General features: G+C 34.3%; 10 protein-coding genes. 3 read left to right on the top strand and 7 right to left on the bottom strand.

Going from position 1 to position 11,342, the window contains the following annotated elements:
* Nucleotides 1-16: 16 nt before the first annotated feature.
* Nucleotides 17-1,819 carry an oligoendopeptidase F gene (pepF, locus tag CD172_RS07960; RefSeq protein WP_103346020.1) on the bottom strand — a complete coding sequence of 601 codons (1,803 nt, stop codon included), beginning with the start codon at nucleotides 1,817-1,819 and terminating at the stop codon, nucleotides 17-19.
* 130 nt (nucleotides 1,820-1,949) lie between these two features.
* On the opposite strand from pepF, the gene CD172_RS07965 reads away from it, so the two are divergent.
* Complete coding sequence (locus CD172_RS07965; protein ID WP_037564429.1) at nucleotides 1,950-2,273, top strand: hypothetical protein; 324 nt, start codon at nucleotides 1,950-1,952, stop codon at nucleotides 2,271-2,273.
* A gap of 412 nt (nucleotides 2,274-2,685) precedes the next feature.
* Here the strand turns inward: CD172_RS07965 and CD172_RS07970 are convergent, their stop codons facing one another.
* The 3 genes from CD172_RS07970 to CD172_RS07980 form a co-directional block, all read right to left on the bottom strand.
* Nucleotides 2,686-3,945 (bottom strand): aminoacyltransferase, encoded by a 1,260-nt coding sequence (locus CD172_RS07970; protein WP_103346021.1) that lies wholly within the window; start codon nucleotides 3,943-3,945, stop codon nucleotides 2,686-2,688.
* A 24-nt stretch (nucleotides 3,946-3,969) separates the two neighbouring features.
* On the bottom strand, nucleotides 3,970-5,229 hold the full coding sequence (locus CD172_RS07975) for an aminoacyltransferase (RefSeq protein WP_103346022.1): 1,260 nt from the start codon (nucleotides 5,227-5,229) through the stop codon (nucleotides 3,970-3,972).
* A 357-nt stretch (nucleotides 5,230-5,586) separates the two neighbouring features.
* On the bottom strand, nucleotides 5,587-6,624 hold the full coding sequence (locus CD172_RS07980; RefSeq protein ID WP_103346023.1) for a M42 family metallopeptidase: 1,038 nt from the start codon (nucleotides 6,622-6,624) through the stop codon (nucleotides 5,587-5,589).
* A 139-nt stretch (nucleotides 6,625-6,763) separates the two neighbouring features.
* On the opposite strand from CD172_RS07980, the gene CD172_RS07985 reads away from it, so the two are divergent.
* Nucleotides 6,764-7,858 (top strand): prephenate dehydrogenase, encoded by a 1,095-nt coding sequence (locus CD172_RS07985; RefSeq protein ID WP_103346024.1) that lies wholly within the window; start codon nucleotides 6,764-6,766, stop codon nucleotides 7,856-7,858.
* A 130-nt stretch (nucleotides 7,859-7,988) separates the two neighbouring features.
* On the opposite strand, the gene CD172_RS07990 is transcribed toward CD172_RS07985, so the two are convergent.
* Together CD172_RS07990 and CD172_RS07995 are read right to left on the bottom strand one after the other, a co-directional pair.
* Nucleotides 7,989-9,251, bottom strand: coding sequence for a Y-family DNA polymerase (locus CD172_RS07990; RefSeq protein WP_085622339.1), 1,263 nt, complete (start codon nucleotides 9,249-9,251; stop codon nucleotides 7,989-7,991).
* 153 nt (nucleotides 9,252-9,404) lie between these two features.
* Nucleotides 9,405-9,815 (bottom strand): sporulation protein, encoded by a 411-nt coding sequence (locus CD172_RS07995; protein WP_060551005.1) that lies wholly within the window; start codon nucleotides 9,813-9,815, stop codon nucleotides 9,405-9,407.
* 148 nt (nucleotides 9,816-9,963) lie between these two features.
* Between CD172_RS07995 and CD172_RS08000 the strand changes: the two genes are divergently transcribed.
* On the top strand, nucleotides 9,964-10,149 hold the full coding sequence (locus CD172_RS08000; protein ID WP_037564442.1) for a 2-hydroxymuconate tautomerase: 186 nt from the start codon (nucleotides 9,964-9,966) through the stop codon (nucleotides 10,147-10,149).
* 159 nt (nucleotides 10,150-10,308) lie between these two features.
* Here the strand turns inward: CD172_RS08000 and CD172_RS08005 are convergent, their stop codons facing one another.
* Nucleotides 10,309-11,280 carry an LCP family protein gene (locus CD172_RS08005; RefSeq protein WP_037564445.1) on the bottom strand — a complete coding sequence of 324 codons (972 nt, stop codon included), beginning with the start codon at nucleotides 11,278-11,280 and terminating at the stop codon, nucleotides 10,309-10,311.
* Nucleotides 11,281-11,342: the final 62 nt, after the last annotated feature.

An 11,342-nucleotide genomic window follows, 5' to 3' on the forward strand; every position in this document is an offset into this window, starting at 1 on the left:
AGCGCCTAGATTATTTCTAAAGTTCATGTGTTAAGTTTTCTATTTCATCTACTAAAGAACCAATAAATTGTATTGTATCTTTTAAAGGTTTGTCCGTCGACATATCCAAGCCTGCAATTTGTGTTAACTCAAGAGGGGACATACTTCCGCCTGCCTTTAATACTTCAAGCCAATCTTTTACAGCGGCTTGACCTTCCTCTTTAATACGTTGCGCCATTAATGTTCCAATCGTTAAGCCAGCAGAATATGTATAAGGATATAAACCCATATAATAGTGCGGCTGACGCATCCATGTTAATTCTGCACCTGATGATATGTTTACTTCATCACCCCAAAACGCTTCGATAACATTACGTTTCAACGTATTAAGTTTATCAGCCGTTAAATGCTCACCATTATCAACACAACGATAAACTTCTCGTTGAAATGCGGCTTCAAGAAGGTGCGTAACCATATTATGATAATACGTTCTAGATATTAAAGAACTCAGTACCCATCGTTTAAAGCGAGGGTCATCACTATTTTGCTCTAATAAATATTGTGCCATCAACATTTCATTCATAGTAGAAGGTGCTTCTACAAAATACAATGAAGTCTCTGAGTGCAAAATGTTTTGATGCGCTTGAGCTAAATTGAAATGACCTGCATGACCCAGTTCATGGGCAAGAACAAAAACCTCATTCATTTTTCCAGTCCATGATATGAAAATATAGCTATGAGAAGCGTATGGACTTGCGCAATAAGCACCAGTTTCTTTCCCTTTATTTTGAGGAAAATCAATCCAGCGTTCTTTATACGCTTTTTTAGTCATTTTTAAATAATCTTCACCTAAAACACTTAGCGCATTGTAAATATACTGCTCGGAATCTTGAATTGAAATTTTGGGTTCATAATCAGGATCAATGGAAATTTTTAAATCTTCATATTTCATCGTATCTAATTGATGCACTTCTTTTAATAATCGCGCATATTTACGCATAATAGGGGCTAAATCGGACATAATGATATCAATTTGACGATGATACATATCTGCTGATACATCTTGATCCTCTAATAAGAAATCGATTACCGACGTATATCCTCTTAAATTTGCCTCTAATTTCTCGTTTTGTACATGCGCTTGATACACCGCTGCAGTCGTATGTTGATATTTACGTAGTGTATCACTAAAATGTTTAAAGCTTTGACGTCTTAAATCTGTATCAGGATCATCTTCATAAATACCTTCAAACGTTGTGTAATCCATATTATAAAGTTTACCGTTAACTTCAAATTGACCAAAATCAATATCTAACATTTTTGTTACTTCATATAAGTCATAAGGTACATTTAATGCCGCAATCATTTCAGCTAAAACTTTCTCTGCTTCCGGATGCAACTGATGTGGTTGTCGTTTTAACAAACGTTTTAAGTAATAATCATACTTTGATGTTTGCATTGCATTCTGAAGCACATTCGTATCTAATTGCAGCAGTTCAGATTCCACAAAAGTCAGTTGACTCGCTATTTTACCGTAGTTTTGATTAAATAGCGCATTTAGCCGTTGTTTTTCAGGATCTGTTGACTCAACACTTAATTGTAAATGGGAATAATTGGCAACGCGATCAATTTCAATCGTTAATTCACTTAATGCATCCAATACACTCTCAATCGAAGATACATCGCGAATAGCCGTAGCATATTGTTTGTGAAAGGCTTCCGACCTTGAAACTAAAGCGATAATCGCATCTTCATATGCTGCATCATTTTCAAATAGATCTCTCAAATCCCACGTTTCTGATACAGGTACTTCATTACGTTGTTTTAGTTTTTGCGTCATAAAAGTTCCTCCCTTTATAAATAGTTAAATCTATTATACATTATTTTTTAAAGAAGAAATCGATTTCATTGTACATACATATCTTTTAAAGTCATGTATAATGAAGACAACATGATAAAGGGGGTTCACGATGACAATACTAGATATGCCTAATTATTTATGGATCTCAATAGTTATAATGATTGTACTCACAATCTTTTGTACGTTAATGTTAAACAAATGGTTTTTTACTGCTATTTTAAGCTTTGTTATTTTAGGTGTGTTAGCTTTCATATTACCGAATTTCTATCATATTACGTATGAACCTTTATTAGGCTTTGCAGCATTCGTATCTGTACTTAGTCTTATATTAAGTTTAATATTATGGTATTTCACACGTAATTGGCGTAAGAAACGTCAAGAGAAAAAATATCAAAAAGAATTATCCCGCATAGAACGAAAATATAGATCATAAAACCCGTTAGCATATTGTTAACGGGTTTAAATGTATATAGAAAGAAGGTGCCATGCTTTGCTATAGTTAACTTCCTATAATATATATTATGTAAACTAAAAACTGTTCGAAAATCATTATATCATATCTACGTTCATTTACATGTTTTTTCGTATTTATAAATTTCTAATGCACAGCTTTGTATGTCACTTGGATTAGTCACATTTTTTATCCATCTACATCATTGATTATGTCAAACTTCTTACTTAAACTGTGATAATTTCATTTACTTACAAAGGAATTCAAATAGGCTTAAAAGCCTTTTTGGTTTACATAACATAAATATGTTAAATTATGTCCTTTTACTTCACTGGCATCTCAAAACTATAAACGAAAACACTCGCAACTTGTATCATTGCGAGTGTTTTAACTTTTATTTTTTAATTTTAGCACGCACTTTATTTAACGTATTAAACAAGAAATATTTCGGTTTATTAATAGGTTTGTAAAAGTCTCCAATTAATTCTTCGATTTGAACATTAAACCCACGTTTAAATCGATACACACCGTAATCTTCACTGTTTTCAGTAAAATCACCAGATAAACCGTAGAAATTGTAGCGCTCATAACCATGCTCGAAACAATAATTAATCATGTACCAGTGCATAGCATATGGGCCCATAAAATGATTGTATTTTTCACTTGAGCCGCCTGAGAAATAGTTAATTTCATAACCGTTTGCAAAATATACACCAGACGCTAAATTTAAAATTTGACCATCTGTTTTACGTAATTCGCTCACTTTTAACATTTCATTTTTGTCATGATCAATTTGTTTATCTAATTCTGCAATTTTCTTCAATTGTTTATCAGATTTATTTTCATTCGCCATCATTTGATCACGACGCGTTTCTTTATCATTTAAGCTGTCTTGTAACGACATAATATACTCATCTAAATCGATATAAGCGAGCGGTATCAATGCTTTGCTACCATAATTCGAAATAAAGTTTTTGAAATAATCATCTGTTTTTGAAACGAATCCTGCACGTGCTTCAGTTTCACGATATAGTTCTAGGAATTGATCCACTTCATTTTCATTTAAAAACTTGACCCGTATGCCGTAATTGATTGCTTTATTTACATTACGTTTCCGTTGGCTATCAAATTGCTTTTTAATTGTTTGAGGTGATTGGCCTTTTAAATTCAAAACACCCATCCAACGAACTTGACTTGATGTATCATATGCTGTCGTAAATCCATGATGTTCATAACCATGTGATTTAAATAGTTGAACTAGCTTTTCATTAGCATCCTTGTCTGTTATAGGTTTGATATCTTTGTCATACACTTGATAGAGCCAGTATGGGTCCATTTTGACGTATAAACATTTGTTTTTTTGTAAATAAACATCGAGTTCTTTTAAGTAAAAGTCAACTAAACCTAAATCAGAATAGTCCATAACTGGACCGCGATTAGAATAATAAACATAACTTCCCATTGTAGGAATTTTTGAGAATAAACTTGCTGCTAGAATTTGATTATTTTCACCTTTAATTCCAAGTAAAACGACTTGAAACCCGTCTGCTTCACGTGTTCCAATATTTTCTTTAACTTGGAAATAATGGCTTTCTAAAGCAGGATTTTGTACAAATTGGTCATATTCTTCAACTGTGAGTTCTGTAAATTTCATACCAATGAATCCCCTTCTTTTACATTACTTTCTATCTTTTAATTTCTTAAGTTGTGTATACAATTGATACGCCGGTTTGTGGATTGGTTTCACAAAATCACCAACATATTCAAGCACATCTGCGTTAAAACCTTTTTTAAATTTCACTACACCTGCATCTTCGGCATCATCTGAGAAATCGCCACTCACACCATAGAAGTTGTAGCGTGGTATACCTTGATCAATCGCGTAATTAATCATCGTCCATTGAATAGCATAACTTCCTGCGAAATGACGGAATTGATTCGCAGTACCTCCTGCATAATAAACCACTTCAAATGGATTAATAATATAATATGCTGCTGATATTGGTAATTCATTGCCATGCTCAGCTTGAAGGCGTTGAGCTTCTTCAATTTTAGCGTTTTGCGCTTCGAGTTGCTGTTCAAGGTTTTGTTTTTTATTGAGCGCTTTTTTATTGTCTGGTCGCTTTTCAATGTCTTTTTCAGCTTTTGTTATTTCTTTATTAAGTGCACGTTCTTCATTTTTCAATTCTTCAATATATTCATTGAAATCAATATAAGCTAATGGTACAAGTACACGTTCTTTATAATGTTTGTAACGATTATAGTAGAAATCATCATCACGATCTAAGAAATCTTTTGCTTCAGATGTATCTTCCATAAAGCCTCTAAAAATATGAAGTTCATCTTCTTTTAAAAAGCGCACTTTCACGCCGTTTTTTTGTACTTTTTTAGTGTTACGTTTTCTTAAGCTATCCATATCTTTTAAGACATCGTTAGCCGTTTTATCTTTTAAGTCTAATACCGAATGGAAACGTATTTGTTTAATTGGGTCAAACCCAACTGTAAAGCCATCATGGTCGTAACCCAATTCTGCCATTTTGTCAAAAATCCAATCGTTATTAAATCGTTCAATGACTTCTCCATCGTGATTACGTTTCAACATTGGTAGATAAGGGTCGACACGTAAATACAACGCATTATATTTTTTTACATATTTTGAGAGTTCATTAAAGAAAAAATGAACCAGTTCTTTATTATCGTAATCAATGATAGGACCACGATTACTATAAAAATATTTAAAAAACTTCATGACAGGCGTAGCAGTTAATAAACATGCTGCAAGGATATTATTTTGGTTGTCCTTTATTCCCACAAGATGCGTCTCAACACCTTCTGCCACTTTCAATTCATAATTTCCTACCATTTGTGTGAAATGGCTGTACGGCATTGAATCAGCAAACGCACCGAATTCAGCCGTTGTTAAATTTGTAAATTTCATTTTATAACTCCTATTTCTCTAAAACATTTTGTAAGTATTAATGGAGAGGGTCATTTATGTTTATACTATGGATGTTTCCATTTATCCAATATGATGAAAGATGTTTTGACCAAGATGCAACGCGTTTTTCATTTAAACCCAATTCATAGCTCGAATACATGATGATATTTCATCACTACTTTTAGTAATAATCGATACTTTTGTCTCACTTTATTTTAACGTATTCAACCACATTACGCCAATATTGGAATAGTCAGAGAGAAACTTTTTTTAATACATTATTGTCAAAATGTGTCGTGCTTCAAAGTGCATTTCTATCGTTCATCTACAGCCATCTGGATGAAAACACTTTCACCATCAAACCATTGTGTCGGACTCACAATACGCTTTAAGTAATTGATATGTGGCTGTTATAGACGTTTGATGTGTACGTTCCATTGCATGTGATGATTCAATACCTGCTCCAAACAAACCATGTTTCACATCTGCCCCTGCATGTAACGCCCCCGTCGCGTCAGATGCATAATATGGATAGATATCAACTTTGTAATGAATATTTTCTTTTTGACATAATTTCACCAGTTGTTGGCGTAGTTGCTTATGATAAGGACCCGAGGCGTCTTTTGCGCATATGGAGACTGAATATTCATCAGTATTTTGCCCATCTCCTATGGCCCCCATATCTAATGCAATAAATTCCTCAATTGCTGTATCAATATTCGAGTTTGCGCCATACCCTATCTCTTCGTTATTTGAAAAATAAAAAATGGTTGTATACGGTAATACTATATTATCGATATGCAATGATTTTAAATAAGCTAGCATTAATGCAACACTGACTTTATCATCTAAGTGTCGTGATTTTATAAAGCCTGTCGATGTAACTTCAGTACGTGGGTCAAAGCTGATAAAATCACCTACATTGATTCCAAGATCTAATGTTTCTTGTTTTGACATTGTTTTAGCGTCAATGCGTACTTCCATATGTTCTTGCGTACGTTCAATTTTCTGATTGTTTAAATATACGTGCGGAGATGTTTCATGTAAGAGAATGGTACCCGTATACGTCTTATCATCAGAAGTCCGGATGGTACAATATTCTCCTTCAATAGCGTTGTATTTAAAGCCACCAATCAAATCTATTCGTACGCGACCGTCCTCTAATATTTCTTTTACCATTGCACCTAACGTATCAACATGAGCAGTAATACAACGTTTTTGTGCCTTGTTTTGCCCCTCTACTTCTACGTATAAGCCACCTTTTCGTGTCATTTCGGGTGAATAGCCCATCTGAGTAAGCTGTGTTTTCACATACTGAATTGCAAGTGCTGTATCACCTGATGGGCTATGTATCGCAGTTAAATCTTTTAGATAATTTAATGCTTGATTATACATGTTTCTCTCCCCTTCACTCATCTTTCCCTCATTATACCTATCTTCTCTTATTTCTTCACAAGATTACCGTGTATTCTATTGCAATTAAACGCTTTAAAATGTTAAAATATCTGAATATTATTACAATAGGCGGTGCACTATGACTAACATTTTTTTCGTAGGTTTAGGCTTAATTGGAGGGAGTTTAGCCAGTAATTTTAAATATTTTTATGAAGATATTCACATCACAGCTTATGATGCCAATCATCATCAGTTACAACGTGCGATGTCAATGGGCATTGTAGATACAATTACTACAAATTATGCACATGGATTAGCACAAGCGGATATTGTTATTTTTGCTACACCTGTTCAAACGACGACGGCTTACCTTAAAGAAATGTCTCAATACGAAACGCGCCCAGGTCTTATAGTTACCGATACTGGTAGTACAAAATCTACAATTCAAGCGTTTGAGCGTTCATTATTAAAACATGATATACATCTTATTGGTGGACACCCTATGGCAGGGAGTCATAAAAGTGGTGTATTAAACGCCAAAAAACATTTATTTGAAAATGCCTATTACGTTCTTGTTCATGACTTGCCAGAAAATAATCACGCCTCTGAGAAAATTCAATCTCTACTTCAATATACGCGCGCTAAGGTCATCTCTATGACTGCAGATGAACATGATAAGATTACAGGTATTGTGAGTCATGTTCCCCACTTTGTTGCATCAAGTTTAGTTCATTTAAATGCGCTTTATGCACGTGATTCTGAGTGGGTTAAAGATCTAGCAGCTGGTGGATTTCGTGATATTACGCGTATCGCTAGTAGTAATCCTGAAATGTGGCGTGACATTTCTTTAGAAAATACCCAACATATTTTAACTGTTATGAAACAATTACGTTCACAATTCGATGATGTCATTACGTTACTTGAATCTCAAGATGCAAATGGATTGTATGCATTTTTTAATCATGCCAAAATGTACCGCGATGAATTGCCATTGCGTAACAAAGGGGCGATGAATAGTACATTTGATTTATATGTCGACATCCCGGATAAACCCGGTACGATTTCTCAAGTACTTGATATTTTAAGCACGCGTCGTATTTCAATTAGTAACTTACGTATTTTAGAAGTGCGTGAAGATATTTATGGTGCCTTACGCATCAGCTTTAAATCAGCCTCTGATCGCGATGCAGGAAGACAAGCCCTCTCCCATCAATTTGACACGTATATAAATTAAAAAACCGAGCAACACCCCCTAGTTGCCCGGTTTTCTTTTTTAAATTTACCTTATAAGGTTTACATAATATAAATATGGTTACTACATAATTGCAATCCTTTGACATCATTTTGCTGTGCACCATTTCAAACTACATTTTATGACCCGCCATTAGACCAAGTCGATTATGTTTTGTTCCTGCATCTGTAAATGACACTGCCTTGGATACACTTCCTCGTCCGTATTTTTGATGTAAATAATCAATGGTTTTGGCTAACTTTTCATCTCTACGTCGCTGATATTCATCTATAAATAAATTGAGCTGTCGATCTGTATCTGATACAAATTGTGTCAAGGACACACTCAGTGTGCGATATAATTCTGTTTTGTCACACTTCTCATCTGCTAATCGAAATACCGTTTGAATGATATCACGATCTAAATTGGTCGCATCTTGTAATGTGTATTGCTTAGATATGCCACCCCCTTCACTATAGCCATATGAGAAATGAATCGTCTTCGCAAATTGATTACGCGATCTTAAACGACTGGCCACATCTTCAATCAACTCTTGCATCACGACTTTTGTTTCTTCATAAGTGTAATCTCGCATTAAAATCTGACTTTTACATATAGACGGATTAATCACTTGATACGTATCACTAATATGACTTTGATCAATACCATTTGCATGGAGATGTAAGTCTACGCCTATAATGCCAAAATCACGCTTTAAATATTGATATGGGTATTGTGCAAGTTGCCCAATATTAAAAATCCCACGTTGATTTAACTTTTTTTCTGTTTGTTTACTAATCCCCCAAAAGTCACGTAAAGGCTCAATTTTCCACAGTTTGCTCGGAACATCTTCATAGCGCCATTCAGCAATGTAGTTCTCATTATTTTTTGCTTCATTATCCAATGCCACTTTACTCATCAACATATTCGGGCCAATACCAATCGCACATTGAATTTGTGTTTCATCTAAAATTTCCTTAATTAAGCGTTCGCAAAATGATTTAAGCGTTGTACTAAAACGATAATAACTTTTAGTAACATCCATAAAAAATTCATCAATACTATATTGGTGTAAATCTTCAGCTGGGACATACCGCAATGCAATTTGAGAAATTTTTAATGATACTTCTAAATATTTTCGCATGCTCGGATTAATAATATAGATATCGTTTCTGTGCGGAATTTCAAATAAACGTGACCCTGTTTTTATCCCTAATGCTTTTAATTTTGGGGTTGCTGCTAATACAACTGACCCCTGACGTTTTGTATCCGCAACAACAGCTAATTTGGTGTCTAAAGGATTTAAACCTTTTTCAATACATGAGACACTCGCAAAAAAACTCTTTTGATCAATACATAAAATATCTCGGTTTTCTAACAAATTATAATCATACATCCAACCACCCCATTTTTTTCATACTGAAGGATAGTTTCATTATATGCGAACATATGTTCTGTTTTCAAGATGAAATATGTTGCTTCTTTGTTAAAAAACATAAAAAAGAGACCAAAGCGTGATACGTATGCGCTTTAGTCTCAACAAAAAATATTAATGCGTTACATATGGAATGATTTCTTCAACTTCTTCGTCTATACCTAAATCAATATAAACATGAGCCTTTAAATAAACTTTACTGTCTTTAGATTGAAAATTGAGGTTTTCTGGTTTGAAATTGAAAGTCGCTTTATAAGGATGACCTTTTTCAACAGTAAAACTGTCTTCAAGTGTAAAAGCAGCTAATTCATTTTCTAGCTGTGAAAATTCACTTGTTTCATCATTGTTTTCATATTTTTCAATGAGTTTAACTTCGGTATGTGTCACAGTTTGAGCACTGTCTCCCGCTTTAAAATGAATACACCCACTGATAGCATCAGACACACGATATTCATTCTGATCTAATCGAATATACACATGCATGCCGTTAATTCCTAATGATGTTAAAATGTTTTCAAAACCCATATTGTACCTCCGAGATTTAAACGTTTTCTCTATCATATCTATAAAGGAATTCATTTGGCAAATCAAACCCTAAAATTTAAAAAAATCTTAAGAAGAGCCAGTCTTTTCCAAAGAAAATGCTATAATAAAAGAAAAGGAGGCGACTTACATGCCAATCGTAACAGTACAACTATTAGAAGGTCGTTCAGATGAACAATTAAAAGCCCTCGTTTCAGAAGTAACAGATGCAGTAGAAAAAACAACAAAAGCCAACCGAGATGCCATTTCTGTGGTCATCGAAGAAATGAAACCACAACATTATGGCGTTGGTGGTAAACGTAAAATCGATCAGTAGAAGCTAAATCTGTATCGTATATCTATTTTAAATCCCTTCACCGTTCATTTCAGGATGAATGCTGAAGGGATTTTAATGTTCATCGACGTGGTGTCCCACTTTAAAAGTGTGTTAGGTTCACATAAAAAAACAGGCAGGCACAATGCCCACCTGTCACCATTAGTCATTTAAAAATTCTTGAATTTGTTTTTTGTTCGCTTCTTTATCAATACCTAGTGCACTACCGCCATCATTCGTAGTCACATCTTCGTAAGTCCCTTTTACTGGTACGCTCAATGTTTTAATATTTTTATCCCCACGAACGATAAAGCCAATACCTGTTTGGTAAATCGCAGAGTCAGGCATATCTGTTGCTACATAGCCACGCATAATTCCTGCAAGTTTCGGTAATTTAAATACCGTCGACGGTTGCACAAGTTCTTGTTTTAGAGCACTCATCACTTGTTGTTGACGTCGAACACGACCGAAATCGCCTTCTTCATCATGTCGAAAACGGGCATAACCTAACAATTCTTTACCATTTAGACGGTGTTGTCCTTTCTTCAATGACACACCAATTTTAGCTGACATATCTTTTTCAACATTAATTGGAACACCTTCAGGACTCAATTCATCAATCATGGCTTCAAATCCTTTAAAGTCGAGCGTTGCATAGTATTCTGGTTCAATACCTAAATTCTCTTTAAGTGTTTTACGCAACAATTCTGGTCCACCTAATGAATAAGCGGTGTTAATTTTATAACGATTATATCCAGGTATATCTGCGTAAATATCACGCATTACAGATACAATTTTCATATCTTTATGAAGAAAATCATACTGAGCAATCATAATGGAATCCGTTCGTGAAACACCACCATCTTCACGGTCAGAACCTAAAATAAGTACCGTTGCTTTCGCATCATTTTTAGATGTACCGTTAAATTTATGTAACTTAGGTGCTTGTTTATGATCTTTGGCAACTTCAAGACCAGAACGATAACTCGAAATCGTAAAAACAGTCGTTGCAATTAAGATAATAATAATAGCCAAAATAATAAATGGGAGTTTTCGTATACGACGTTTTTTGCGTCGTTTCATACCCCCTTTTGGCGGTTTGGGATTTCTATGTTCATATTTAATTTCGCTCATCTTATCAACCTTATACCTTCAAAATTGGGATTGTCTGTACTATAATTAATACATATTAACGT

Source organism: Staphylococcus agnetis, from assembly GCF_002901865.1.
GTDB lineage: Bacteria > Bacillota > Bacilli > Staphylococcales > Staphylococcaceae > Staphylococcus > Staphylococcus agnetis.

What these genes read in the sequence shown, in the direction of transcription:
- pepF (WP_103346020.1), bottom strand. Translation starts at nt 1,819, where the DNA reads ATGACGCAAAAACTAAAACAACGTAATGAAGTACCTGTATCAGAAACG.
- CD172_RS07965 (WP_037564429.1), top strand. Translation starts at nt 1,950, where the DNA reads ATGACAATACTAGATATGCCTAATTATTTATGGATCTCAATAGTTATA.
- CD172_RS07970 (WP_103346021.1), bottom strand. Translation starts at nt 3,945, where the DNA reads ATGAAATTTACAGAACTCACAGTTGAAGAATATGACCAATTTGTACAA.
- CD172_RS07975 (WP_103346022.1), bottom strand. Translation starts at nt 5,229, where the DNA reads ATGAAATTTACAAATTTAACAACGGCTGAATTCGGTGCGTTTGCTGAT.
- CD172_RS07980 (WP_103346023.1), bottom strand. Translation starts at nt 6,624, where the DNA reads ATGTATAATCAAGCATTAAATTATCTAAAAGATTTAACTGCGATACAT.
- CD172_RS07985 (WP_103346024.1), top strand. Translation starts at nt 6,764, where the DNA reads ATGACTAACATTTTTTTCGTAGGTTTAGGCTTAATTGGAGGGAGTTTA.
- CD172_RS07990 (WP_085622339.1), bottom strand. Translation starts at nt 9,251, where the DNA reads ATGTATGATTATAATTTGTTAGAAAACCGAGATATTTTATGTATTGAT.
- CD172_RS07995 (WP_060551005.1), bottom strand. Translation starts at nt 9,815, where the DNA reads ATGGGTTTTGAAAACATTTTAACATCATTAGGAATTAACGGCATGCAT.
- CD172_RS08000 (WP_037564442.1), top strand. Translation starts at nt 9,964, where the DNA reads ATGCCAATCGTAACAGTACAACTATTAGAAGGTCGTTCAGATGAACAA.
- CD172_RS08005 (WP_037564445.1), bottom strand. Translation starts at nt 11,280, where the DNA reads ATGAGCGAAATTAAATATGAACATAGAAATCCCAAACCGCCAAAAGGG.